General features: G+C 73.4%; 19 protein-coding genes and 1 pseudogene. 13 read left to right on the top strand and 7 right to left on the bottom strand.

The features are described from left to right. The first annotated feature begins 21 nt into the window (after positions 1-21). The 3 genes from ACZ6NC_RS17595 to ACZ6NC_RS17585 all read left to right on the top strand — a co-directional run bounded on the left by ACZ6NC_RS17595 (position 22) and on the right by ACZ6NC_RS17585 (position 4,580). Positions 22-1,677, top strand: coding sequence for an FAD-binding dehydrogenase (locus ACZ6NC_RS17595; protein ID WP_465733623.1), 1,656 nt, complete (start codon positions 22-24; stop codon positions 1,675-1,677). 157 nt (positions 1,678-1,834) lie between these two features. Beyond that, a complete protein-coding gene (locus tag ACZ6NC_RS17590) occupies positions 1,835-2,476 on the top strand; it encodes a TetR/AcrR family transcriptional regulator (RefSeq protein WP_465733621.1) in 642 nt (213 codons plus the stop codon). Between the two features lie 85 nt (positions 2,477-2,561). Next, the gene (locus ACZ6NC_RS17585; protein ID WP_465733619.1) at positions 2,562-4,580 is read left to right on the top strand and encodes a protein kinase domain-containing protein; all 2,019 of its coding nucleotides are present in this window, start codon (positions 2,562-2,564) and stop codon (positions 4,578-4,580) included. Between the two features lie 93 nt (positions 4,581-4,673). Here the strand turns inward: ACZ6NC_RS17585 and ACZ6NC_RS17580 are convergent, their stop codons facing one another. Then, complete coding sequence (locus ACZ6NC_RS17580; protein ID WP_465733617.1) at positions 4,674-5,024, bottom strand: ArsR/SmtB family transcription factor; 351 nt, start codon at positions 5,022-5,024, stop codon at positions 4,674-4,676. An 88-nt stretch (positions 5,025-5,112) separates the two neighbouring features. Here ACZ6NC_RS17580 and ACZ6NC_RS17575 point away from each other — a divergent pair, with 88 nt between their 5' ends. The 4 genes from ACZ6NC_RS17575 to ACZ6NC_RS17560 all read left to right on the top strand — a co-directional run bounded on the left by ACZ6NC_RS17575 (position 5,113) and on the right by ACZ6NC_RS17560 (position 9,740). Beyond that, positions 5,113-7,074 (top strand): heavy metal translocating P-type ATPase, encoded by a 1,962-nt coding sequence (locus ACZ6NC_RS17575; protein WP_465733615.1) that lies wholly within the window; start codon positions 5,113-5,115, stop codon positions 7,072-7,074. A gap of 6 nt (positions 7,075-7,080) precedes the next feature. Then, the gene (locus ACZ6NC_RS17570) at positions 7,081-7,491 is read left to right on the top strand and encodes a (2Fe-2S) ferredoxin domain-containing protein (protein ID WP_465733613.1); all 411 of its coding nucleotides are present in this window, start codon (positions 7,081-7,083) and stop codon (positions 7,489-7,491) included. A 101-nt stretch (positions 7,492-7,592) separates the two neighbouring features. Further along, a complete protein-coding gene (locus ACZ6NC_RS17565; RefSeq protein ID WP_465733611.1) occupies positions 7,593-7,844 on the top strand; it encodes a hypothetical protein in 252 nt (83 codons plus the stop codon). A 228-nt stretch (positions 7,845-8,072) separates the two neighbouring features. Then, a complete protein-coding gene (locus tag ACZ6NC_RS17560; RefSeq protein ID WP_465733609.1) occupies positions 8,073-9,740 on the top strand; it encodes a purple acid phosphatase family protein in 1,668 nt (555 codons plus the stop codon). Between the two features lie 177 nt (positions 9,741-9,917). Here ACZ6NC_RS17560 and ACZ6NC_RS17555 read toward each other — a convergent pair whose 3' ends face one another. Further along, positions 9,918-10,403 carry a peroxiredoxin gene (locus ACZ6NC_RS17555; RefSeq protein ID WP_465733607.1) on the bottom strand — a complete coding sequence of 162 codons (486 nt, stop codon included), beginning with the start codon at positions 10,401-10,403 and terminating at the stop codon, positions 9,918-9,920. 326 nt (positions 10,404-10,729) lie between these two features. Between ACZ6NC_RS17555 and ACZ6NC_RS17550 the strand changes: the two genes are divergently transcribed. Beyond that, complete coding sequence (locus ACZ6NC_RS17550) at positions 10,730-11,818, top strand: sugar ABC transporter substrate-binding protein (RefSeq protein ID WP_465733605.1); 1,089 nt, start codon at positions 10,730-10,732, stop codon at positions 11,816-11,818. 67 nt (positions 11,819-11,885) lie between these two features. Here ACZ6NC_RS17550 and ACZ6NC_RS17545 read toward each other — a convergent pair whose 3' ends face one another. Continuing rightward, positions 11,886-12,218 (bottom strand): YnfA family protein, encoded by a 333-nt coding sequence (locus ACZ6NC_RS17545; protein WP_465733603.1) that lies wholly within the window; start codon positions 12,216-12,218, stop codon positions 11,886-11,888. 170 nt (positions 12,219-12,388) lie between these two features. Then, on the bottom strand, positions 12,389-13,603 hold the full coding sequence (locus ACZ6NC_RS17540) for a pyridoxal phosphate-dependent aminotransferase (RefSeq protein ID WP_465733601.1): 1,215 nt from the start codon (positions 13,601-13,603) through the stop codon (positions 12,389-12,391). A gap of 97 nt (positions 13,604-13,700) precedes the next feature. Here ACZ6NC_RS17540 and ACZ6NC_RS17535 point away from each other — a divergent pair. Both ACZ6NC_RS17535 and ACZ6NC_RS17530 read left to right on the top strand, forming a co-directional pair. Beyond that, a pseudogene (locus tag ACZ6NC_RS17535) lies at positions 13,701-14,096 on the top strand (winged helix-turn-helix transcriptional regulator); the annotation flags it as partial. 642 nt (positions 14,097-14,738) lie between these two features. Continuing rightward, positions 14,739-15,482: an SGNH/GDSL hydrolase family protein gene (locus ACZ6NC_RS17530; protein ID WP_465733713.1), complete on the top strand. Its 744-nt coding sequence runs from the start codon at positions 14,739-14,741 to the stop codon at positions 15,480-15,482. A 29-nt stretch (positions 15,483-15,511) separates the two neighbouring features. Here the strand turns inward: ACZ6NC_RS17530 and ACZ6NC_RS17525 are convergent, their stop codons facing one another. Further along, positions 15,512-17,125, bottom strand: coding sequence for a DUF2079 domain-containing protein (locus tag ACZ6NC_RS17525; protein WP_465733599.1), 1,614 nt, complete (start codon positions 17,123-17,125; stop codon positions 15,512-15,514). A 286-nt stretch (positions 17,126-17,411) separates the two neighbouring features. Here ACZ6NC_RS17525 and ACZ6NC_RS17520 point away from each other — a divergent pair, with 286 nt between their 5' ends. Continuing rightward, positions 17,412-18,374 (top strand): pentapeptide repeat-containing protein, encoded by a 963-nt coding sequence (locus ACZ6NC_RS17520; protein WP_465733597.1) that lies wholly within the window; start codon positions 17,412-17,414, stop codon positions 18,372-18,374. A 24-nt stretch (positions 18,375-18,398) separates the two neighbouring features. On the opposite strand, the gene ACZ6NC_RS17515 is transcribed toward ACZ6NC_RS17520, so the two are convergent. Next, a complete protein-coding gene (locus ACZ6NC_RS17515) occupies positions 18,399-19,130 on the bottom strand; it encodes a tyrosine-protein phosphatase (protein WP_465733595.1) in 732 nt (243 codons plus the stop codon). A 174-nt stretch (positions 19,131-19,304) separates the two neighbouring features. Further along, a complete protein-coding gene (locus ACZ6NC_RS17510; protein ID WP_465733593.1) occupies positions 19,305-20,213 on the bottom strand; it encodes an aminoglycoside phosphotransferase family protein in 909 nt (302 codons plus the stop codon). Between the two features lie 90 nt (positions 20,214-20,303). Here ACZ6NC_RS17510 and ACZ6NC_RS17505 point away from each other — a divergent pair, with 90 nt between their 5' ends. Together ACZ6NC_RS17505 and ACZ6NC_RS17500 are read left to right on the top strand one after the other, a co-directional pair. After that, the gene (locus ACZ6NC_RS17505) at positions 20,304-20,867 is read left to right on the top strand and encodes a hypothetical protein (protein ID WP_465733591.1); all 564 of its coding nucleotides are present in this window, start codon (positions 20,304-20,306) and stop codon (positions 20,865-20,867) included. A 127-nt stretch (positions 20,868-20,994) separates the two neighbouring features. Beyond that, positions 20,995-23,487: a Tex family protein gene (locus ACZ6NC_RS17500; protein ID WP_465733589.1), complete on the top strand. Its 2,493-nt coding sequence runs from the start codon at positions 20,995-20,997 to the stop codon at positions 23,485-23,487. The last annotated feature ends 195 nt before the right edge of the window (positions 23,488-23,682 follow it).

The raw sequence follows: 23,682 nt of genomic DNA, 5'->3' as shown, positions 1-23,682 counted from the left end.
AGCACCGATGGAGGACCCCGTATGGCCCTGGACGCCGACGTCATCGTCATCGGAGCCGGACTGGCGGGCCTCGCCGCGACCGCCGAACTCGCCGACGCCGGACGGAAGGTGATCCTGCTCGACCAGGAGCCCGCGGCCTCCCTCGGCGGACAGGCGCACTGGTCCTTCGGCGGCCTGTTCTTCGTCGACTCGCCCGAGCAGCGCCGGATGCGGATCCGCGACTCGCACGCGCTCGCCCGGCAGGACTGGCTCGGCACCGCCGGCTTCGACCGCCCCGAGGACGCCTGGCCGCGCCGCTGGGCCGAGGCGTACGTCGACTTCGCGGCCGGCGAGAAGCGGGCCTGGCTGCACGGGATGGGCGTGCGGTTCTTCCCCGTCGTCGGTTGGGCCGAGCGCGGCGGGCTGCTCGCCGACGGGCCCGGCAACTCCGTACCCCGCTTCCACATCACCTGGGGAACCGGGCCCGGCCTGCTCGAACCCTTCGTCCGCAGGGTCCGGGACGCGGCCGCCCGCGGGCTGGTCGACGTGCGGTTCCGCCACCGGGTCACCGGGCTCACGGCGAACGCCGGGGTCACCGACACGGTGACCGGCGAGGTGCTGGTGCCCAGCGCGGCGGCCCGCGGCGAGGCCAGCTCGCGCGAGGTGGCCGGCTCCTTCGAACTGCGCGCCCAGGCCGTGATCGTCACCTCCGGCGGCATTGGCGGCAACCACGACCTGGTCCGCAAGGCCTGGCCCGCCCGGCTCGGCACCCCGCCCGACCGGATGCTCTCCGGCGTCCCCGCCCACGTTGACGGGCTGATGCTCGGCATCACCGGCGAGGCCGGCGGCAACCTCATCAACGGCGACCGGATGTGGCACTACACCGAGGGCATCGAGAACTGGGACCCGATCTGGGCCCGGCACGGCATCCGCATCCTGCCCGGCCCCTCCTCCCTCTGGCTGGACGCGCGCGGGCACCGGCTGCCCGTCCCGCTCTTCCCCGGCTTCGACACCCTCGGCACGCTCGAACACCTCCGCTCCACCGGGTACGACCACACCTGGTTCGTGCTCAGCCAGAAGATCATCGAGAAGGAGTTCACCCTCTCCGGCTCCGAGCAGAACCCCGACCTCACCGGGCGCTCCCTACGCGGCGTCCTCGGCCGCGCCCTGCCCGGCGCCCCCGGCCCGGTCCAGGCCCACCTGCGGCACGGCCCCGACTTCGTCGTCGCCGGCAACCTGCCCGACCTCGTGCGCGGCATGAACGCCAAGACCCGCGAGCCGCTGATCGACCCCGACGAGCTGCGCCGCACCGTCGAGGCCCGGGACGGGCAGCTCGCCAACCCGTACGCCAAGGACCTCCAGATCACCGCCATCCACGGCGCCCGCCGCTACCTCGGCGACAGGCTGATCCGCACCGCCGCCCCGCACCGCCTCCTCGACCCGGCCGCCGCCCCGCTGATCGCCGTGCGGCTGAGCATCCTGACCCGCAAGTCGCTCGGCGGGCTGGAGACCGACCTCTCCGCCCGGGTGCTGCGGCCCGGCGGCGAGGTGCTGGACGGCGTCTACGCGGCGGGCGAGGCGTCCGGCTTCGGCGGCGGCGGCGTCCACGGCTACCGCTCCCTGGAGGGGACCTTCCTCGGCGGCTGCCTCTTCTCCGGCCGCACGGCGGGCCGGGCGGCGGCGGCCGCGACGGCGTAGGCGGGGGCCCGGTCCCGGCCGGTCGGGGCGGGGCCCCGAGATGATCCGAGGGAGCGTCAGAAGTAGAGCTTTGTTCTAGAGAACTTCTTCAGTTCTGTTCTATGCTGGCCGAGTTGGCGGCCGAGGCCGTGGCGGACGGTCGAGCGGAGGCGCTGAGATGCCCCCCAAGCAGCAACGGGGTGAGGCCACCGTCGAGTTGCTCCTCAGCAGTGCGCTGCGCGTGTACGCGGAGGCGGGCCAGCAGGGGTTCACCGTCAGTGCCGTCACCACGGCGAGCAAGGTCAGCCTGGGCAGCCTCTACCACCACTTCGGAAGCTTCGACGGCCTGGCCGCCGCGCTCTACATCCGGTGTATGGACCGGCTGTTCGACGAGATGATCACCGCGCTGCAGCGCAGCCGCACCGCGCGTACCGGGGTGCGGGCGCTCGTCCGGGCCTACCTCCGGTTCACCGTGGAGCAGCGGGACGCCGCGCTCTTCCTGCACGCCTCCGCGTACTCCGGCTACCTGGCCGCCCGGGCCGAGGAGATCCGGGCCGCCAAGGCGGCCAAGCTGGCCGTCATCGGCGCGTGGATGCGGCCCCGGATGGAGCGGGGCGAGATCGTGCCCGTCCCCGGCCCCCTGGTCGAGGTCCTGGTGATGGGGCCGGTCGCGGAGGCGGCCCGCCGCTGGCTGTCCGACACCTACGACCTGGACCTGGACGAGGCCGCACGGATCCTGCCGGAGAGCATCTGGCGCTCGCTGCGGCCCGATCCGCCCGGCGCGACCGGTATCGGCGGGGCGGCGGGTGAGGAAGACTGATGGCAGGGCATGACGTGTTATTGACAACCTGTTGGGCCTGGTTATTGACAGCCCGTTGGGGCTGGGTGTCGCGAGAGGGCGGGGCATGACTGGTCGGGGGGCCGTACTCGGAGGTCGCTACACGCTGACCGAGTGGATCGGCGGCGGGGGCATGGGCGCGGTCTGGCGTGCCGACGATCGAATACTGGGCCGGCAGGTCGCGGTGAAGGTCCTGCACGCGGGGCTGCTGGAGGAGGGGACGTTCGCCCGGCGGTTCCGCCGCGAGGCCCAGCTGCTCGCGGCGATCAGCCACCCGGGCATCGTGGAGGTCCACGACTACGGGGAGAGCGGTGGTGCGCAGGAGGGCGGCGTCGAAGGCGAGCGGATCGCCTACATCGTGATGGAGCTCGTCGAGGGGCGGCCGCTGGACAAGGTCCTCGCCGAGGACGGTCCGATGTCGCCGGAGCGGGCCCTGGGCCTGCTCGCGACGGCGCTCGACGCCCTGCACGCCGCCCACCAGCAGGAGATCGTGCACCGCGACGTCAAGCCGTCCAACCTGATGCTGGGTGCGGACGGCCGGGTGACGGTGACGGACTTCGGCATCGCGCGGGCGCTCGTGAGCACCACGCTCACGGCGACCAACGTGGTGATCGGCACCGCGCTGTACATGGCGCCCGAGCAGGCCGGGGGCGGGGGCGTCACACCCGTCTCGGACCTCTACTCGCTCGGCGTGGTCTGCTACGAACTACTCACCGGCAAACCGCCGTTCACCGGCGAGAGCGTGGTCGAGGTCGCGCTCAAGCACGTCCAGCAGCCCGCGCCGGAGCTGCCGGAGGAGTTCCCGCGGGAGGTGCGGGAGTTCGTGGCGCGGGCACTGGCCAAGAAGCCCGGGGACCGCTTCGCCGACGCCGCCGCCATGGCGGCCGCGGCACGGGCCGCGGTCGGCGACCGGTCGGTGCCGGTCGCCGCGGTCGTGCGTCCCGTTCCCCCGGCCGCTCCCGAGGCCCCGGCGGCCGGCGCCGAAGGCGTCGAGGTCGCCAGGGTGGAGCCCCGGACCAGCCCTGAGCCCGCCGCGCGCCCGACGTGGCGCCGCTTCCTGGTGCCCATCGTCGTCCCGGTGATCGTCACCACGAGCGCCGCCACCGTCCTGCTGGTCGAGCGGGGGCCGTTCCAGTCGCAGGCGCAGACCCCCGGTGGGCAGCCCGTCGCCTCGGTGTCGGCCACCGCGATCAGCGGCCCGTCGACGGGCACCGCACCGTCGGGCGAGCAGCCGCCGACCACACCGCCGGCGAGCGCGGAACCGACGCCGGTCGCCGCCCCGACCGAGACCCCGCCCGCGCCGAACGCCGCCGGTCAGCCGCCGGTTCCGGCGCCGCAGCCCGGGGCCGGTGTTGCGGCGGGCGGAGCCGGCTCCTCAGGTGGTGGCTCGGGTGCCTCCGCCGGCGGTGCGTCCGGCGGTTCGGGCGGCACCCCGCCGAAGACGGGCGGGGGCAGTGCAGCCGGTGGGGGCGGCAACGCGGGAGGCGGCGGGGCGGTGGGCGGTGGCGGCGCCGCTCCCGCGCCCAACCCGCCGGCCCCGCCTGCCCCGCCGGCTCCCGCGCCCAACCCGCCCGCTCCGCCGGCGCCCGCAACCAACCCGCCGGCGTCCAGCCCGCCGGCGTCCAGCCCGCCGGCGCCCAAGCCGCCGACCTCGACCGTGCCGGCCGGGTGCGGTGGCGCGAACTGGGGTGACATCGTCAACGTGGCCGACGGCCAGAAGCTCGGCCTGGCCACCGACAGCCCGTCGGCGGGCGCCGCGGCCGTCATGGGCGGGACGACCGCCTACGGCTGGGTCCGCTCGGCACCGGACCCGGGAGGCTGGTACAAGATCTACCCGTGCAACCTGAGCGGCCCGGCCCTCGTCCAGGAGGTCGGGGACTGGGGCAGCAGCAGCCACAAGGTGCTGCTCTCGTCGGGCTTCAGCTTCATGAGCAGCTGGTCGGTGGTCCGGGCGAGCACCTCGGGCGCGTACTACCTCAAGGACTACGCGGGATCGACCTGCCTGACCGACAACGGCGCGGGCAGCCAGGTCACCATGACCACGTGCACCCCGGGCAACAAGTTCCAGGAGTGGCGGATCCCCTGAGCCCCCGGCGCCGGGTCAGGCCATCTGGTCGCCGCCGACGATGCGCTTGGCGACCGGGCCGTGCGGGCCCCAGGGGCTGTCGGCGCGGGCGGCTCAGCGGTCGTCGGTGAGGCCGAGGCGCAGGTGGTCGACGTGGTAGACGGCGTGGTCGAGGAGGGCAGCGACGTGGTCGTCGTGGAGCGAGTAGACCACTGAGCGGCCGCGGCGCTCGCCGACGACCAGGCCGAGGTTGCGGAGCAGGCGGAGCTGGTGGGAGCAGGCGGACTGCTCCATGCCGACGGCGTCGGCGAGTTCGGTGGCGGCCCGCGGGCCCTCGCGGAGCTGGGCGAGTATCAGCAGGCGGGAGGGGGTGGCGAGGGCCTGCAGCGTGCTCGCCACCTTGGCCGCGTTGGATGCGTCCAGGCGCATCTGCGGCACGACGTTCTCGGCGGCTGCGTGTCCCATGGGGGCATCCTACGGGGCGGGGTTCGAGAGGGATGAGCACACATGAACGAATGAATGTGTGTTCATATGTTCCTGTATGGTGACGACCATGTCCGCCACCGTGCTCACCCGACCACCGGCCCCCACCGCCCCCGCGACGCCGCAGCCGCGCCGCACCCGGGTGCTGGCCCTGCCCGAGGCACGCTGGGCGGCCGCCGCCACCGCCGCCTTCCTGGCCGCCCTCGCCGTGCAACTGCCCGGCGGCCCGGGGTGGGCATCCGGGGCGCTGTACGCCGCCGCCTACCTGGCCGGCGGCTGGGCGCCGGCCCGGGCCGGGCTGCGGGCGCTGCGCGAGCGGACCCTCGACGTCGACCTGCTGATGGTGGTGGCCGCGATCGGTGCCGCGGGGATCGGCCAGGTGCCGGACGGCGCCCTGCTGATCGTGATCTTCGCGACCAGCGGCGCCCTGGAGGCGCTGGCCACCGCCCGCACCGCCGACTCCGTCCGCGGCCTGCTCGACCTCGCCCCCGTCACCGCCTGCCGGATCGGTGCCGACGGCCGGGAGGAGACCGTCCCCACCGTCGAACTCGCCGTCGGGGACACCGTGCTGATCCGCCCCGGGGAGCGGATCGGCGCCGACGGCCGCGTCCTCGACGGCGCCAGTGACGTCGACCAGGCAACCATCACCGGCGAGCCGCTGCCCGCCGCCAAGGCCGCCGGCGACGAGGTGTACGCGGGCACGCTCAACGGCGCGGGCGCGCTGCGGGTCCGGGTCGGGCGGGACGCCGCCGACACGGTGATCGCCCGGATCGTCGCCATGGTCGAGGAGGCCTCCGGGACCAAGGCGCCCACCCAGCTCTTCATCGAGAAGGTCGAACAGCGCTACGCCGCCGCCCTGGTGGCCGCCACCCTGCTGCTCTTCGCCGTCCCGCTCGCCTTCGGCGCCGAGCTGACCGCCACCCTGCTGCGGGCCATGACCTTCATGATCGTCGCCTCGCCGTGCGCCGTGGTGCTGGCCACCATGCCGCCGCTGCTCTCGGCGATCGCCAACGCCGGCAGGCACGGGGTGCTGGTCAAGTCGGCGGTGGTGATGGAGCGCTTGGGACAGGTCGACACCGTCGCCCTGGACAAGACCGGCACCCTCACCGAGGGCACGCCCCGGGTCACCGAACTGCGCCCGCTGGGCGGCCCCGAGGACGAGCGGCTGACCGAGGACGAGCTGCTCGCCCTCGCCGCCGCCGCCGAGCACCCCAGCGAGCACCCGCTGGCCCGCGCCGTGGTCGCCGCCGCCCGCGAGCGCGGCCTCGTGGTGCCCGGGGCCGACGGCTTCACCTCCACCCCGGGAGTCGGCGTCCGGGCGGTGGTAGGCGGTGCGGTGGTCGCGGTCGGCGCGCCCGGCCCGCACCGGACGCACCCCGCCGTCACCGAACTGGAGGAGGCCGGCCGCACCGCCGTCCTGGTGCTGCGCGACGGCGAACCGGTCGGCGTGCTCGGCCTCGCCGACCGTCCGCGCGAGCAGTCCGCCGCAGCCGTCCGCGGCCTGGCCGCGCTCACCGGCCGTCCGCCGGTGCTGCTCACCGGCGACAACCAGCGTGCCGCCGACCGCCTCGCCCGGGAGGTCGGCCTGACCGAGGTCCGCGGCGGGCTGCTGCCGCACGACAAGCTGACCGCGGTGCGCGAACTCGCCGACGGCGGCCGCCGGGTGCTGATGGTGGGCGACGGCGTCAACGACGCACCCGCGCTGGCCGCCGCGCACAGCGGCATTGCGATGGGCCGGGCCGGTTCGGACCTCGCCCTGGAGACCGCCGACGCCGTCGTGGTGCGCGACGAACTGACCGCCGTCCCGGCCGTGGTGGCGCTCTCCCGGCGGGCCCGCGGGCTGGTCGTGCAGAACCTGGTGATCGCCGGGATGTTCATCACCGTGCTGGTGGCCTGGGACCTGGCAGGTACGCTGCCGTTGCCGCTCGGCGTCGCCGGGCACGAGGGCTCCACCGTGATCGTCGGCCTCAACGGCCTGCGGTTGCTGCGCGAACGGGCGTGGCAACGGGCCCTGCCGAACGAGGAGGGGTGAGAGGCGATGAGCCGTCGGGACCGTGAGCGCACCGGGAAGAAGGGGCCCGCCGCCCCGGTGACCGTCACCGTCTGCCGGGGCTGCTGCTGCGGCACCCAGGAGAAGCACCCCGGCGTCGACCACGCCGGCCAGTACGAGCGGCTGCGCGAGGCCGTCGGCGCGGCGGGCAGGGTCCGGGCCGTCAAGTGCCTGGACGCGTGCGCGCACTCCAACGTCGTGGTGGTCGGCCCGTCCGGCGAAGGCCGCGCGGCAGGCGGCCGCCCGGTCTGGCTGGGCTGGGTGCTGGCGGACGACATGGTCGAGGAGGTGGCCGAGTGGGTGCACGCCGGCGGCCCCGGTCTCGCCGAGCCGCCCGGGCTGCTCGATCTCCAGCAGATCAGCGTCTCCCGCCGCGTCCGCGACGGCCTCCCGGGCTGAACCGCTGATCGCGGGCTGATCACGGGCCGGTTCCGGGGCGGTCCGCGCGGCGGGCCGGGGCACTACCATTTCCTGGGGCGCCCCGGCTTGGGAGGAATCACGTGACCACGGTCTGCCGTATCTGCGCGGGCACCGGCCGTACCGCCGGGCTCAGCTGCCGCACCTGCCAGGGCACCGGCACCACCGAGGTCGGCGGCGGGGGCGGCAACTGCTTCCTCTGCGACGGCACCGGCGTCTACGTCCGCTACCGGGTCGACGCCACCGGCGCCAAGCACGCCTACCGCGACGAGATCTGCCGCACCTGCGACGGCACCGGCAACCGCGCCCCCTCCACCTGGGACGAGGCCTCCTGACCGGCCGACGGCAGGACCGGCCGGCCGGTCCGACGGTGTGACTGCTGACCGGCCCGCACCTGCGGGTGCGTCAGGGCCCGGGCAGGACGGATGATCCCGCCAGGTCCGCATACGCACCGAGGCTTTGCCGAAGCATGGTCGAACATTGGCGTTCGACTGACCGGCACGCCGGTGCCCGTTCACCGCGCGTCCGTGTGCGGTCTACGCACCGCTGGAAGAGTCCCGCCCATGGATATCCCCAACATGGGCGTGCCCGCGAAGCTCGCCGACCGCATGAGCATGGCCGAGCAGCACGAGTACCTGCGGGCCCGTTTCTCCCGCCGCCGGATGCTGCGCGCCGGCGCCGTCACCGTCGGCGCGCTGGCGGTGGGCGGTGCACTGGGCAGCGGCACCGCGACCGCCGCGCCGGCCTCCCCGCAGCTGCTGACGGGCGGTACGGCCGACGGCATCGACGGCTCGCTGGTCGCCCCGATCGGCCGTCACCTCGCCTTCGGCCCCGAGCCGGACACCCAGTTCCGGGTCTCCTGGCAGGTCCCGGCCCCGGTGAAGAAGCCGTTCCTGCGCTACGGCCGGCACCCGTGGGACCTCAGCCAGAAGGTCCAGGCCGAGGTGCGCGCCCTGCACACCCCCGCGCTGACCCCGACCGGTCAGCCGGTGGACCAGTACTACCTGCACGTGGCGCTGGAGGACCTCCAGCCCGACACCACCTACTACTACGGTGTCGGCCACCAGGGCTTCGACCCCACCTCGCAGCAGGCGATCTCGACCCTCAGCACCTTCCGCACCGCGCCCTCGCGCGAGCACCGCTGGGGCAAGGCGTACGAGCCGTTCACCTTCACCGCCTTCGGCGACCAGGGCGTCAGCGCGCACGCGGCCGGCAACGACCACATCATCCTGGCCCAGAACCCGGCCTTCCACCTGCACGCCGGCGACATCTGCTACGCCGACGCGGCCGGCTCCGGCACGGACCCCGACAAGGCTCGGTACGACGCCAAGACCTGGGACGCCTTCCTGGCGCAGACCGAGACGGTGGCGTCGAAGGTGCCGTGGATGGTCTCCTACGGCAACCACGACATGGAGGCCTGGTACTCGGCCAACGGCTACGGCGGTGAGAACAACCGCTTCTACCTGCCGGACAACGGCCCGGACCCGCGTACCGTCCCCGGCGTCTACTCCTTCCGCTACAAGAACGTCGGCGTCATCTCGCTGGACGCCAACGACGTCTCCTACGAGATCCCGGCCAACCTGGGCATCTCGGCGGGCAAGCAGACCAAGTGGCTGCAGCGGACCCTGAAGGACCTGCGGAACGACGAGACCATCGACTTCGTCGTGGTCTTCTTCCACCACTGCGCCTTCTCCACCACGGTCGCGCACGCCTCCGAGGGCGGGGTCCGCGAGGCGTGGGTGCCGCTGTTCGAGAAGTACCGGGTGGACCTGGTGATCAACGGTCACAACCACGTCTACGAGCGCACCGACGCGATCCTCGGCAACAAGGTCTCCAAGGCGGTGCCGAGCGGTGCCACCATCGAGCCCGCCACCGACGGCGTCGTCTACGTGACGGCGGGCGCGGCCGGTCGCAGCCTCTACAACTTCGGCGCCCCGGACACCTACGAGGGCCACGAGAACCACCTAGACTCGGTGGACACCTACCACTTCGCCAAGGGCGGGGTGAAGGTGACCGAGAAGGTCGAGTGGTCCCGGGTCCGCTACACCGGCTACTCCTTCATCAAGGTCGACGTCACCCCGGCCCACCTGGGCCAGAAGTCGTCCATGAAGGTGACCGCGCTGGCCGAGAACGGCACGCAGGTCGACCACTACACCATCCTGCGCAAGGTCGGCGAGGGCTGGGACAGCAAGACCGACGACGACGGCGAGGGCGGCGGCTGGGGCTGGTAGGCAGCCCCGACGCGTTCGAGTGGCCCGGCCGGGGATTCCCGGCCGGGCCACCGGCGTGTCCGGGCCCGTCCGTTCGGCCCGTCCGTTCGGGACGGCCGTTCGGGCCCTCCGTTCGGGACGGCCGGGCCTGCCCGAACGGGCCGACCGGGTGGGCCTGAACGGGCCCGGCGGGCGGGCCTACCCGAGCGAGGCCAGCTGTTCCGCGAGGGTGTCGCTGTGCTGGAAGGTCAGCCCGGCCAGGGCGACGTGCTTCCAGCGGACCGTGCCGTCGCCGTCCAGCACGAACACCGACCGGCGCAGTCCGAGCCCGGGCACCGCGATGCCGTACGCGCGGACCACCGTCCGCTCCGGGTCGGCGAGCAGCGGGAAGCCGAGGCGGTGCTTGCGGGCGAACTGCTCGTGGCTGTCCAGCCCCTGCGGGCTGATGCCCCACACGGTGGCGCCGAGCCCGCGGAAGCGGTCCAGGTCGGAGCTGTACGAGCAAAGCTGCTTCGTGCAGACCGGGGTGTCGTCGCCCGGGTAGAAGACCAGCACCAGCGGGCTGCCCTTCGCCTCTGCGAGCCGGTACTCGCGGCGCTCGGCGGTGCCGCTCTGCTCGTCCAGCAGCAGTCCGGGCAGGGTGAACTCGGGCGCGGGGGCGCCCACCTCGGGTGGTTTCGCCATCGTCGTCTCGTCCTTCGCTAGCGGCGGCGCGGTCGCGCCCACCCTATGTCCGGCCGGTGTCGGGCGGACGGCCCGGCCGGCGGCCTCCTGAGATCGAGGGTTCCGCCCCGACAGCCTTTCCCTGTTGAAGAGTTGACGCATGTGGGTGGCGGTGTCGTGACCGCCGTTGTCACTGTCTGCACCGATGTCCGCACACTCTTCACTTCATAACGAATCGAGCAGTCACGTAACGAGTTGTCCCTTCAGTTATTGACGGGAGTGCCGGGCGGGGATTGACTCCGTCCTCTGCCGCAACGCCGCGGCGCAGTCAGGAGGCACGCCCCACCATGAAGAGAACGACCCGTCGCGCGGCCGCGGGCACGGCAGCCGCGTCGCTGGCCCTCGCCCTCGCAGCCTGCGGCCAGAGCGACGGAGGAACCCCGCCGGACGGCGTGGGGAGCACGACCGTCGGTCTGCTGCTGCCCGAGAAGACGTCCTCCACCCGGTACGAGGCCTTCGACAAGCCGCTGATCGAAGCCACGGTGGGGTCGCTGTGCACCGGGTGCGTCGTCGACTACGCCAATGCGGACGGCAACGAGGCCGCCCAGAAGCAGCAGTTCGACGACCTGCTGGCCAAGGGGGTCAAGGTCATCCTGCTCGACCCGGTGAACGCCAAGGTCACCGCTCCCTGGGTCGAGGCCGCCGCCGCCAAGGGCGCGAAGGTCATCGCCTACGACCGGCTCGCCGAGGGCAAGGTCGCCGCGTACGTCTCCTTCGACAACCAGCGCACGGGCGAGATCCAGGGCCAGGCCCTGCTGGACGCACTCGGCCCGAAGGCCGCCTCCGCCTCGGTCGTGATGATCAACGGTGCCGAGTCCGACCCCAATGCGGCGATGTTCAAGGCCGGCGCGCACCGGGCGCTCGACGAGAAGGTCAAGAAGATCGTCTACGAGCAGTCCGGCGAGTGGAAGCCGGAGGTGGCCACGGCGAAGATGAACGAGGCCATCCGCACCCTCGGCAAGGACGGCTTCCAGGCCGTGTACGCCGCCAACGACGGCATGGCCGCCTCCGTCATCGAGGCGCTGAAGGCGGCCGGGATCAAGAACGTCCCGGTCGGCGGCCAGGACGCCTCCCTGGACGCGGTGCGCCGGGTGATCTCGGGCGAGCAGACCTACACCATCTACAAGCCGTACAAGCCGGAGACGGACGCCGCGGGGAGCATCGCCGTCCAACTGCTGAAGGGCATGGACATCAGCTCGTCGGCCAGTGCCGCGGTCGACAGCGGCGGGCTGCGCATTCCCGCGCTGCTGCTCACCCCGATCGTGGTGACCAAGGCGAAGGTGCAGGCCACGGTGGTCGGCGGTGGCCTGTACAAGGCCTCCGAGATCTGCACCCCGCAGTACGCGGACGCCTGCGCGGCGGCCGGTATCAAGTAGCGCGCGGCCGGGCGGTGCCGGGGCGCCGGCACCGTCCGGCTGTTGAGGTGGGAAGCCGGTGGGTCGGTCAGCGGCGGGGGCCGTACATGATCACGGCGACCCCGGCCAGGCAGATCAGCGCCCCGGCCACGTCGTAGCGGCTCGGCCGGAAGCCGTCCACCGCCATGCCCCAGAGCAGCGAGCCGGCCACGAAGACGCCGCCGTACGCGGCCAGCACCCGGCCGAAGTGGCTGTCCGGCTGGAGAGCGGCGACGAAGCCGTACCCGCCGAGCACCACCACCCCGAGGCCGGCCAGCCACCACGGCCGGGACTCGCGCACGCTCTGCCAGATCAGCCAGCAGCCGCCGATCTCGGCGAGCGCGGCGAGGGCGAACAGGGCGGCGGAGCGAAGGACGGTCATGGCCGCCAAGCCTACGAGCCGTATCGGTTGCCGCCGTAGGACGGGCTGTCGTACTCCTCCAGGACGGCCAGGGGCTCGTCCTTGCGCTCCGGGCCGGTGGTACGCCCGGGGCCCCGGCGTGTGCCGGGGCCCCGGGGAGCCAGGAGGGCGCCGGATCTGGCAATGGGGCCTCAGACCTGGCGGTAGGAGGTGAGGAAGCGGCCGATGCGGTTGATCGCCGTCTCCAGGTCGTCGGCGCGGGGGAGGGTGACGAAGCGGAAGTGGTCCGGGCGGGGCCAGTTGAAGCCGGTGCCCTGGACGACGTGGATCTTCTCGCGGAGCAGCAGGTCCAGCACGAACCGCTCGTCGTCGACGATCTTGTGCACGGCCGGGTCCAGCTTGGCGAACGCGTACAGCGCGCCCTTGGGCTTGACGCAGCTGACGCCGGGGATCTCGTTGAGCGCCTTGTACGCGACGTCGCGCTGCTCGGCGAGCCGGCCGTTGGGCAGGACGAGGTCGTTGATGGACTGGTGGCCGCCGAGCGCGGCCTGGACGGCGTACTGGGCCGGGACGTTGGGGCAGAGTCGCATGCCGGAGAGCATGGTGAGCCCCTCCAGGTAGTCGGAGGCGAGCTGCTTGGGCCCGGAGACGACCAGCCAGCCGCTGCGGAAGCCGGCCACCCGGTAGGACTTGGAGAGGCCGTTGAAGGTGAGGGTGAGCACGTCCTCGGCGAGCGCGGCCAGGCAGTGGTGCTCGGTGCCGTCGTAGAGGATCTTGTCGTAGATCTCGTCGGCCAGGACCATCAGGTGGTGCCGGCGGGCGAGGTCGAGGATGCCCTCCAGCAGCTCCTTCGGGTAGACCGCGCCGGTCGGGTTGTTGGGGTTGATGACGACGATGGCCTTGGTGCGGGCGGTGATCTTGGCCGCGATGTCGTCGAGGTCGGGGTACCACTCCGCCTCCTCGTCGCAGACGTAGTGCACCGCCTTGCCGCCGGCCAGCCGGATCACGGCCGTCCAGAGCGGGTAGTCCGGCATCGGGACGAGCACCTCGTCGCCGTCGTCCACCAGCGCCGTGACGGCCATCTGGATCAGCTCGGAGACACCGTTGCCGAGGTAGACGTCGTTGACGGTGACCCCGTTCACGCCGCGCTGCTGGTAGTACTGCACGACGGCGCGACGGGCCGGCAGGATGCCGCGGGAGTCGCTGTAGCCGTGTGCGTTGGGCAGGTTGCGGATGATGTCCTGGATGATCTCTTCCGGCGCCTCGAAGCCGAACGTCGCCGGGTTCCCCGTGTTCAGCCGCAGCACGCTGTGCCCGGCCTCCTCCAGGGCGTTGGCCTGGTCGACCACCGGGCCCCGGATCTCGTAGCACACGTCCGTCAGCTTGCTGGACTGCCGAAACTCCATCTGCGGCCTCCCGACCGTCACCCCGCATGGTTCCTGGTTGCTTTGTTCTACCAAGTAAGCACTTGGAAAGTCCAACCTTTTGGCTATGCTGATCCACATGTCACGCCGAAGCTACGACCAGTACTGCGCCGTCGCCCGCGCCCTGGACGCGGTGGGGGAGCGCTGGAGCCTCCTGATCGTCCGTGAACTCCTGGCCGGCCCGCGCCGCTACACGGACCTGCACGCCGACCTGCCCGGCGTCTCCACCGACATCCTCGCCGCGCGGCTCAAGCAGCTGGAGGGCGAAGGCCTGGTCCTGCGCCGCCGGCTGGAGCGCCCCGCCAACGCCACCGTCTACGAACTCACCGAACGCGGCGCGACGCTCCGTCAGGTGGTCGACGCACTGGGGGTGTGGGGCCTCGGCGCCCTCGGCGATCAGCGGCCGACGGACGCGGTGCGCGCGCACTGGGTCACGGGGGCCGTCGTGGAACGGCGGGCAGTGGCAGAGGTCGGGCGCCAACCGGCAGAAGCCGGGCACGAAGCGGCCGCTGACACGGCGGTGCCGACGGGCTAACGGGCCTGCGACGACGTCCTACGAACACGCCCAGGTGAACACCTCGCGGATGCTCGAACCCATCGACAGCCCGCTGCTCGCGGACTTCGTCACTGCCCTCGGACCGGTCGACGCTCGCGCGGGGCTCTGGGTCAGCCACGTCGGCGAGTGGGCTCGGGCCACGACCGGAACCCCCGTTGCCGGTCGTGGCCCCGCGCGTGCGGCTCGGACGCCGGGTGCGCGCACCGCCCGGGCTCCGGGGCGCCTGGGCGACGGCCGGGCCCCGGGCGGTGAGGTGGCATCACTGTGCCGGGTACCGATAAACGGGCGGTCGGCGTTCGATGAGCGGCCGCGTTGATGCGGACGCCGGTCGGGCCTGGCGGTCGGGCCTGGCGGGCGGTCTGGCGGGCGGTCGGGGGAGGGGAGGGCTGCCGCGGCGGGCCGGGGCGCTGCGCGTACGATCGTCGGGCTATGGAGAACACAGCGGAGAAGAGCGCGCCCACCGCGCCCACCACGCCCACCGGAGACGCCGGTTACCCCGGCCACACCGGTCGCACCGGATACGCCAGCTACCTCGCCGTGGGGGACTCCTTCACCGAGGGCATGTGCGACGAGCTGCTCCCCGACGGCCACTACCGAGGCTGGGCCGACCGGGTCGCCGACCGCCTCGCCGCCGAGCAGCCCGCCGGTGCCTTCCGGTACGCCAACCTCGCAGTCCGGGGCAAGCTCATCGGCCAGATCCACGACGAGCAGCTGCCCGCCGCCACCGCGATGGGCGCCGAACTGGTCACCCTGGCCGGCGGCCTCAACGACGTGCTGCGCCCGCGCTGCGACATCGCCCGGGTCGAGGACCTGCTCGGCCGCTCCGCCACCGCGCTGCGCGCCACCGGCGCCACCGTGGTGATGTTCACCAGCACCGACCCCACCCGGCGGATGGCCGGCAGCGCCCGGCTGCTCCCGGCGATCCTGCGGATGAAGGCCTTCGTGCACGAGCTCGGCCAGGACCCGGGCATCGCGGTGGTCGACCTGTTCTCCGCGCCCTGCTTCGACGACCGCCGGCTCTGGGCCGAGGACCGCCTCCACCTCTCGCCCGAGGGCCACCGCCGCGTCGCCGAAGCCGTGCTGGAGTCGCTCGGCCGCCCGGCCTCGTCCGACTGGCGCGCCCCGCTGCCGGCCGCCGCGCCGCGCAGCCGCACCGAGAAGCTGGCCGCCGACGCCCGCTGGGCCCGCACCCACCTCGGCCCCTGGGTCGGCCGCCGCCTCACCGGGCGCTCGTCCGGCGACGGCCGGCCGCCGAAGCGCGCCGAGCTGCTGCCGTACGAGTCGCGCGAGCCCTTCGAGAGCTGACGTCCGGGGTCGCTCAGCCCCGGGGTCGCTCAGCCCCGGAAGAGGTTGTGGCCGACGTCGGACGGCACCTCGTCCTGGTACGGGGTGCTGTCCGGCCCGGGGATGTGCTCGCCGGGGACCGGTTCGGAGCCCTCCCGGTGCAGCAGCACGACGCCGTCCTCGGCCCAGATCTGCTGGTAGCCGTGGGACAGCAGCAGCTCGATCCGGGCGGCCTGCTCGCGGTCCGTCTTGAACGGGAACGCGCGCTTGTCCGAGCGGATCAGCACGTACTCGCGCCCGCGCGGCTTCTCGTCCACCAGCACGACGTCGGTACGGGCGGAGAGCCGCGGCGCGGCCTGGTTGTCGGCCTCGACCGTGGCGCCGTCCGGGATCTGCCCGACACCCCGGAGCAGCGCCGCCTCGCTCTGCTTCGGCTGCCAGTAGGCGGGGACGAACAGGTTCGCCGCCCCCAGCGGCAGCGCCGCCGCGACCGTCACGGCCGCCGCCGCCACGCCGAGCCGGCGGGTCAGCGCGCGGCCGTGGCAGCGGCCCAGCACCTCCAGCGCGGCCACCAGCAGGATCGGCCAGAGGAAGGCGTCGTAGTGCCGGGCGATCGACCAGTGGTTCGGGTTGCTGGAGAGCACCCGCTCCGCGAGCAGCGGGACGGCGCAGAGCACCGTCGCCGAGCGGAGGGGGAGAAGGAACAGCGTGCCGAAGATCCAGAGCAGCAGCAGCGGCTTGAGCGGCGCGTCGAAGAGTGTGGAGAAGAGGAGGGTCGGGTCGCCGAGGACGTTGGAGACGGCGGAGCCGCCGTCCTCGCCCAGCGACTGGTAGTTCCAGTAGTAGCCCGGCACTCCGCCCATCGCCGGGATCAGCCAACCGATCGCGACGGCGGCGGCCAACGGCCCGCCCAGCAGGAGACCGGCGCCCCAGCGGGCGGTCTGCCGGCGGCGCTGACGGTCCTCGTCCCGGCGGGCCCGCAGCAGCAGGACCAGCCCGTACGCGCCGACCGCCAGGCCCATGTCCTCCTTGGTGCAGCAGAGCAGCAGTCCGGCCAGCGCGGCCGTGCCGTAGCGGCGGGCCATCCCGCGCTCCAGCATCAGCAGGGTGAGCGGCACGGCGAACGCCACCTCGTGGAACCCGCCGCGCGAGGCCACCAGCAGCGGCCAGCCCAGCCCGTACGCGAGCCCCGCCAGGTCGGCGGCACGGCGGGCGGTACGCGGGTCGGCGTCGGCGAAGCAGCGGTCCGCCACCCGGCGGATCAGCGGCACGCCGGCCGCGAAGCAGAGCGCCTGGCCGATCAGGAGGGAACGCGGGTCGTCCCAGAGCCAGTAGAGCGGCGCCATCAGCGCGATCACGGGCGAGAAGTGGTCGCCGAGGAGCGAGAAGCCCGGGGGGAACTCGTGGTGGAAGCTCTTCAGCGACGACACCGGCAGACCGAAGTGCGCGTAGCCGCGCACGCCCTGGTCGAAGATGCCCAGGTCGAAGCCGCCCAGCTGGAGGGTGGACCACTGCTGGGCGGCGATGCCGAGGCAGACCGCGAAGCAGAGCAGGGTGAGGGCGGCGGTGCGGGCGCGGGGGGAGAAGCGGGGGGATGCGGCCGGCGCAGCTGGGACGTCGGTGTCCTCGGTGTCCGGGTACGCCGCCACGTCGTGCCGGGACATGCCTGCTCTCCTCCAGTGATCGGTTGCCGATCGGTTGCCGGTCGATTGCCGATCGGGCGCCGATTGGGCGCTGATCGGTGGTCCGGGTGTCTCCGGTGCCCCCGATTCCGTACGGACCGGACCGACACCGGCCGACCACACTAACGGACTGCCGTGACCGGGCTCCCGGTTCCCGGCCGCCGTGCACGCGGCCTCCCCGGCCCGCCGCGGGCGCGGTGGTGGTGTCGGTACGCTCTACTGGGGCCCGGACCAGCCGGGAGCCGTCGTCCGGAGGAACACCAGCACAGTGACCGAGCCCACGCCTGTTTCCCCGACTGCGCCCGAGCCCGCGCCGCTGAACCTGCTGTCCGACTGCGGGAGCTGCTTCGGGCTGTGCTGTGTCGCGCTGCCGTTCGCCGCCGGCGCCGACTTCGCCGTCAACAAGTCCGCCGGCACTCCCTGCCGCAACCTCCAGACGGACTTCAGCTGCGGCATCCACGCCCGGCTGCGCGACCGGGGCTTCCAGGGCTGCACCGTCTACGACTGCTTCGGCGCCGGCCAGCACGTGTCGCAGGTCACCTACGGCGGCCGGAACTGGCGCGAGGAGCCGGCGGGCGCGCAGCAGATGTTCGAGGTGTTCCCAGTGGTCCGGCAGCTGCACGAGCTGCTCTGGTACCTCACCGAGGCGCTCGCCTTCGCCCCCGCCCGCCCCGTCCACGCCGAACTGCGCCGGGCCCTGGAGGAGACCGGGCGGCTCGCCGCCGGCACCCCCGAGGAGATCCTCGCGGTCGATGTCCCCGCCCACCGGCAGGGCGTGGCCGAGCTGCTGCTCAAGGCGAGCGAACTCGTCCGCGCCGCCGTGCCCCGCCGACGTGAGCACCGGGGTGCCGACCTGTTCGGCGCCCGCCTGCGCGGCGCGGACCTGCGCGGCGCCAACCTGCGCGGCGCCCTGCTGGTCGCCGCCGACCTCTCCGGCGCGGACCTGCGCCTCGCCGACCTCATCGGCGCGGACCTGCGTGACGCCAACCTCGCGGGCGCCGACCTCACCGAGGCGCTCTTCCTCACCCAGGCCCAGCTCAACGCCGCCCGTGGCGACGCCACCACCCGGCTGCCGGAGACGCTCACCCGCCCCGGCCACTGGCCGGACACGGCGGAGGCAGTCGCTTCGGGCGGCGCGGGGAGCCGGGACGCCAGGAGCCGGGACGCAGGGAGTCGCGAGGCGCGCAAGCCGCAGAGCAGGGGCCGGCAGGGCAAGCCGCGTCGGCGCTGAGGCAGGTGCTTCCCCGACGGTCCGCTAATCGGCGAGCAGTCGCGCGCGCAGATCGCCGATCAGCTCCTCGCCGATGCCGAGTTTGCCCGTGGCATAGGCGCGCACCGAACCGTGGGAGTGGGTCAGATCGGCGAGCACGTGCCGGATCACCTCCTCCGGTGCGCGCCCGAACCCCGGCCAGCGCAGCGCGCGCCCGGGGTTGGAGGCGTGCCAGTCGGCCACCAGCCGCGGGGTGGCCAGCTCGGTCAGCGCGAAGTCCGCGGCCACGTCGTCCTCGGAGACCCCGACGAGGGTGAGCACCAGCGCGGCGATCAGCCCCGTGCGGTCCTTGCCCGAGGCGCAGTGGAACACCACCGGCCGGTCGGCCGCCGCGATCACCTCCAGCACCTCCTGGATCTCCACCACCCCGTCCTCGGCCACCTCGGCGAACCGGTCGGCCAGGTAGCGCCAGGGGTCGAGCTCCGGGTCGATCTCGGCCTGGTCGTACGGCCGGTGCTCGATCGACAGATTGTGGTAGGCCACCCCGTCCAGCTCGGCTATCCGCCCCCGGCGGGCGATCTCCCAGGGGTAGCGAAGGTCGATCACGGTCCCGATGCCGAGCGCCCGGAACCGTGCCAGGTCGCCGGGGGAGGAGAGCTTCCCGAGCGAGTCCGAGCGGTAGAGCCGGCCCCAGCGGGTCGACCGCCCGTCAGCGGTCGAGTAGCCGCCCAGGTCACGGAAGTTGCAGAGGCCGTCGAAGGCGAGGTGGCGTGTCATGCCCGCACCCTACCGAGCGCCTCCGCGCCAACTCCCGGGCCGGGACGTCGCACCGGCCCGCTTCCGCCCCGGGACCCGCCGCCCTCGCCGCCGGCGGACGAGGCGCGCGCGGCGGTCGGCTGAGGCAGCGGGCGGGCGGTCCGGAGAGTCAACTGTCTGAGTTGGTGCAGAAGTTCACACGCTGCGGTCGGCCAGGACCTCGCGGATGACGTGGCGGGAGTTGGCGGCCAGGCCCGGGTTGGTGGTGCGGTAGTAGGGGAGCTGGATGAGGGCGATGGAGAGGGCCCAGGCGCGGCCGCGTTCCCAGGTGGCGTCGTCGGTCGCGAGGGCGGCGCGGAAGACGGGGCGGGCGGTGGCGGGGAGGAGGTTCCAGGCGACGATGAGGTCCACGGTCGGGTCGCCGACGCCCATCAGGCCGAAGTCGATGACGGAGACCAGGTGTTGGTCGGCCAGCAGGACGTTGCCGGGGGAGAGGTCGCCGTGCATCCAGGCGGGCCGGCCGGTGGGTTCGGGGAGATGAAGGGCCTTGTCCCACACGGCGGTTGCCGCCTCGGTGTCGATCATCCCGGTCAGCCGGCCGATCGCGGCCCGGGTGGCGGCGTCCCGGGTGGCGAGCCGGCCGCCGCGGGAGGACTGCGGGGCACCCTCCGGGTCGGCGGAGCGCAGCGCGGTGACGAACGCGGCGAGGTCCTGGGCGAGTCGCAGGGGTGCGGTGACCGATCCGAGGACCGGGTTGGCACCGCCGAGCCAGCGCAGCACCGACCACTCCCACGGGTAGCCGGCGGCCGGGCGGCCGTGGGCGAGCGGTTCGGGGATCGGCAGCGGCAGGTGTGGGGCCAGTCGCGGCAGCCACTGCTGCTCACGGGCGATGCTGTCGGCCGCCCAGCTCACCCGGGGCAGCCGGACGGCGAGTTCGGGCCCGAGCCGGAACATCACGTTGTCCGTCCCGGCCGAGGCGACCTGTTCGAGCGGGAGCGTTTTCCACTGCGGGAACTGGGCGGCGAGCAGCCGCCGTACCAGGGCGGCGTCGATGTCCGGTTCGTCGTCGTGCGGGCGGTTGTGCATCCGAGCGGCAGCGCACATGCCCGGCACTGTACCGCCGGGTGCGGCAGCGGTTGGGTGGATTTCGAACACTAGGGTGAGGTTATGAGAGCTGGGTGGGACCGTTGGGTCATGTGGGGGGCGCTCGGGGGCGCGGTGGCGCTGGGCGCCGCAGTACTGGTGGGCCGGCTCCACCGGCGCTCGGGCGGGCTGCTGGTGTTGCGGGAGTGGCTCGACCATCCGCTGCTGTTCGGGACGTTGGTGCTGGCACTGCTCTTCGTGGCACTGGTGTCCGCACGGGGGAAGGTCTGGGCCCGCAGCGTGCTCGGCGTCGTGGTGGTCACGTTGGGCCTGTTCACCGTGCCGTTCTGGTTCCTCTACAGCGTCCTCCCGGACGACCTCACCACGACGCGCGACGAGGCGGCGCCCGGCCGGCCGGACCGCCGCCTGGTGGTCCAGGAGGGCCTGTCGGGATTGGGTCCGGACCCGCTCTACTACGTCTACGTCGACGACGGTTCCGGCCTGGCCACCCGTCGCTGGGAGGTCGCGTTCATCGACGGCGACTTCAACGGCATCACGGAGCTCACCTGGGCCGGCCCGGACCAGTTGCGCCTGGTGACGGCGGACAAGCAGACCCACCTGATCCGGATCGCCGACAACGGCCGCCCGGAGCCGACCATCAACGACCGCTCCTGACGAACACCCGCACGCGGCAGCCCGCGCCACGCCCGGTGGCGGCGGGTGCGTCCGGGAGGTGTCGCCGGGCAGTGCCAGAATGCAGGGACATACGGGGACAGCAACTCTGGAGAAGGTGACCGGCTTCGTGACCACGCCAGTCGAACAGGCGGCCAAGCAGGCCCAGCAGGCGATCGAGCGGAAGATCGCCGAGGAGCTGGGCGTTCGCGACGGGCAGGTGAAGGCGGCGGTCGAGCTGCTCGACGGCGGGGCGACCGTGCCGTTCGTGGCCCGCTACCGCAAGGAGGTCACCGGCTCGCTCGACGACGCGCAGCTGCGCGCGCTGGAGGAGCGGCTGCGTTACCTGCGCGAGCTGGAGGAGCGCCGCAGCGCCGTCCTGGAGTCGATCGAGTCGCAGGGCAGGCTGGACGACGCGCTGCGCGCGCAGATCCTGGCCGCCGACTCGAAGGCGCGGCTGGAGGACATCTACCTGCCGTACAAGCCGAAGCGGCGTACCAAGGCGCAGATCGCCCGCGAGGCCGGGCTGGAGCCGCTGGCCGACACGCTGCTCGCCGACCCGGCGCAGGACCCGGCCGCGCTCGCCGCGACGTACCTGAACGAGTCGGTGGCGGACGCGGCCGCCGCGCTGGAGGGCGCCCGGTCGATCCTGGTCGAGCGGTTCGGCGAGGACGCGGACCTGGTGGGCTCGCTGCGCGAGCGGATGTGGACGCGGGGCCGGCTGGTCGCCACCGTCCGGGCGGGCAAGGAGCAGGACGGCGCCAAGTTCGCCGACTACTTCGACTTCGCCGAGCCGTACACCAAGCTCCCGTCGCACCGGATCCTGGCGATGCTGCGCGGCGAGAAGGAGGACGTGCTGGACCTCGACCTCTCCCCGTACGACGGCGAGGAGGCCGGGGACCTCCCGGGCGCGAACGACTACGAGCAGCGGATCGCCGCCCGCTTCGGCGTCGCCGACCGCGGCCGCCCGGGCGACAAGTGGCTCGGTGACACCGTGCGTTGGGCGTGGCGCACCCGGATCCTGGTCCGGCTCGGCATCGACCTGCGCGGCCGGCTGCGCCAGGAGGCCGAGGACGAGGCGGTGCGCGTCTTCGCCGCCAACCTGCGTGACCTGCTGCTGGCCGCCCCGGCCGGCACCCGCGCCACGATGGGCCTGGACCCGGGTTTCCGCACGGGCGTGAAGGTCGCGATCGTGGACGACACCGGCAAGGTGGTCGCGTACGACACGATCTACCCGCACCAGCCGGCCAACAAGTGGGACGCCTCGATCGCCACGCTGGCCGCGTTGGCGAAGAAGCACGCCGTCGACCTGGTGGCGATCGGCAACGGCACCGCCTCCCGGGAGACGGACAAGCTCGCCGAGGACCTCATCGGGCGCCACCCGGAGCTGGGGCTGACCAAGGCGATGGTCAGCGAGGCCGGCGCCTCGGTCTACTCGGCCTCCGCGTTCGCCTCGCAGGAGCTGCCGGAGCTGGACGTGTCGATCCGCGGCGCGGTCTCGATCGCCCGCCGCCTCCAGGACCCGCTGGCCGAACTGGTCAAGATCGACCCCAAGTCGATCGGGGTCGGCCAGTACCAGCACGACCTGAGCGAGGTGAAGCTCTCCCGCTCGCTGGACGCGGTGGTCGAGGACTGCGTCAACGCGGTCGGGGTGGACGTCAACACGGCCTCGGCGCCGCTGCTGACCAGGGTCTCCGGCATCACCGGGACGCTCGCCGACAACATCGTCGCGCACCGGGACGCCAACGGCCCGTTCCGCACCCGCAAGGCGCTCAAGGACGTCGCCCGGCTCGGCCCGAAGGCCTTCGAGCAGTGCGCGGGCTTCCTGCGCATCCCGGACGGCGACGACCCGCTGGACGCGTCCAGCGTGCACCCGGAGGCGTACCCGGTGGTGCGCCGGATCCTGGCCGCGACCGGCGGGGAACTGCGCGGGCTGATCGGCAACGGCACCGCGCTGCGGGCGCTGCGGCCGGGCGACTTCGCCGACGACACCTTCGGCATCCCGACGGTCACCGACATCCTCGGGGAGCTGGACAAGCCGGGCCGCGACCCGCGCCCGGCGTTCCGCACCGCGACCTTCAAGGAGGGCGTCGACAAGATCGGCGACCTGGAGGTGGGCATGGTGCTGGAGGGCGTGGTCACCAATGTCGCGGCCTTCGGCGCCTTCGTGGACGTCGGCGTCCACCAGGACGGGCTGGTGCACGTCTCGGCGCTGTCGAAGAACTTCGTCAAGGACCCGCGCGAGGTGGTCAAGCCCGGCGACATCGTCACCGTCCGGGTGACGACCGTGGACGTGCCGCGCAAGCGGATCGGGCTGACGCTGCGGCTGGACGACGAGGTCGGGCGCGAGCGGGGCGGTGACCGCGGCGGCTCCCGGGGGAGCGAGCGCGGGAACGAGCGCGGCGACCGGGGCGACCGGGGTGGCGCGCGGCAGGGGCGCCCGCCGCGTCAGGACCGGCGCGGTTCGGGCGGCGGTTCGGCCGGCGGCCAGGGCGGCCAGGGCGGCTCCGGTGGGGGCGGCCAGGCCGCGCCGGCCAACAGCGCCATGGCCGACGCGCTGCGCCGGGCCGGGCTGACCGGCGGCTCCGGCTCCGAGGGCGGCCGCCGCTCCGGGCGGCGCTGAGCCCGCGGAGGACGACAGACGGCGGGCCGGTCGAGGACGGCGGGCCCGCGGCCGACGGCAGACGGCGGGGCGGGGGGGGGGACGGGCCCCCGCCCACCAGAACGCCCGGGGAGCAGTCACGCAAGAAAATTCTCCTCTGCCGCCTGGTGCGCCCCCCCCGGGGTGGCGACGATGGAATTCGGACCGGCCGAACTG

Source organism: Kitasatospora sp. NPDC041988, from assembly GCF_055588525.1.
Note: the sequence above shows the minus strand (reverse complement) of the source record. Positions and strands in the feature narration are given on the sequence as shown.

What these genes read in the sequence shown, in the direction of transcription:
- ACZ6NC_RS17595 (WP_465733623.1), top strand. Translation starts at nt 22, where the DNA reads ATGGCCCTGGACGCCGACGTCATCGTCATCGGAGCCGGACTGGCGGGC.
- ACZ6NC_RS17590 (WP_465733621.1), top strand. Translation starts at nt 1,835, where the DNA reads ATGCCCCCCAAGCAGCAACGGGGTGAGGCCACCGTCGAGTTGCTCCTC.
- ACZ6NC_RS17585 (WP_465733619.1), top strand. Translation starts at nt 2,562, where the DNA reads ATGACTGGTCGGGGGGCCGTACTCGGAGGTCGCTACACGCTGACCGAG.
- ACZ6NC_RS17580 (WP_465733617.1), bottom strand. Translation starts at nt 5,024, where the DNA reads ATGGGACACGCAGCCGCCGAGAACGTCGTGCCGCAGATGCGCCTGGAC.
- ACZ6NC_RS17575 (WP_465733615.1), top strand. Translation starts at nt 5,113, where the DNA reads ATGTCCGCCACCGTGCTCACCCGACCACCGGCCCCCACCGCCCCCGCG.
- ACZ6NC_RS17570 (WP_465733613.1), top strand. Translation starts at nt 7,081, where the DNA reads ATGAGCCGTCGGGACCGTGAGCGCACCGGGAAGAAGGGGCCCGCCGCC.
- ACZ6NC_RS17560 (WP_465733609.1), top strand. Translation starts at nt 8,073, where the DNA reads ATGGATATCCCCAACATGGGCGTGCCCGCGAAGCTCGCCGACCGCATG.
- ACZ6NC_RS17555 (WP_465733607.1), bottom strand. Translation starts at nt 10,403, where the DNA reads ATGGCGAAACCACCCGAGGTGGGCGCCCCCGCGCCCGAGTTCACCCTG.
- ACZ6NC_RS17550 (WP_465733605.1), top strand. Translation starts at nt 10,730, where the DNA reads ATGAAGAGAACGACCCGTCGCGCGGCCGCGGGCACGGCAGCCGCGTCG.
- ACZ6NC_RS17545 (WP_465733603.1), bottom strand. Translation starts at nt 12,218, where the DNA reads ATGACCGTCCTTCGCTCCGCCGCCCTGTTCGCCCTCGCCGCGCTCGCC.
- ACZ6NC_RS17540 (WP_465733601.1), bottom strand. Translation starts at nt 13,603, where the DNA reads ATGGAGTTTCGGCAGTCCAGCAAGCTGACGGACGTGTGCTACGAGATC.
- ACZ6NC_RS17530 (WP_465733713.1), top strand. Translation starts at nt 14,739, where the DNA reads ATGTGCGACGAGCTGCTCCCCGACGGCCACTACCGAGGCTGGGCCGAC.
- ACZ6NC_RS17525 (WP_465733599.1), bottom strand. Translation starts at nt 17,125, where the DNA reads ATGTCCCGGCACGACGTGGCGGCGTACCCGGACACCGAGGACACCGAC.
- ACZ6NC_RS17515 (WP_465733595.1), bottom strand. Translation starts at nt 19,130, where the DNA reads ATGACACGCCACCTCGCCTTCGACGGCCTCTGCAACTTCCGTGACCTG.
- ACZ6NC_RS17510 (WP_465733593.1), bottom strand. Translation starts at nt 20,213, where the DNA reads ATGTGCGCTGCCGCTCGGATGCACAACCGCCCGCACGACGACGAACCG.
- ACZ6NC_RS17505 (WP_465733591.1), top strand. Translation starts at nt 20,304, where the DNA reads ATGTGGGGGGCGCTCGGGGGCGCGGTGGCGCTGGGCGCCGCAGTACTG.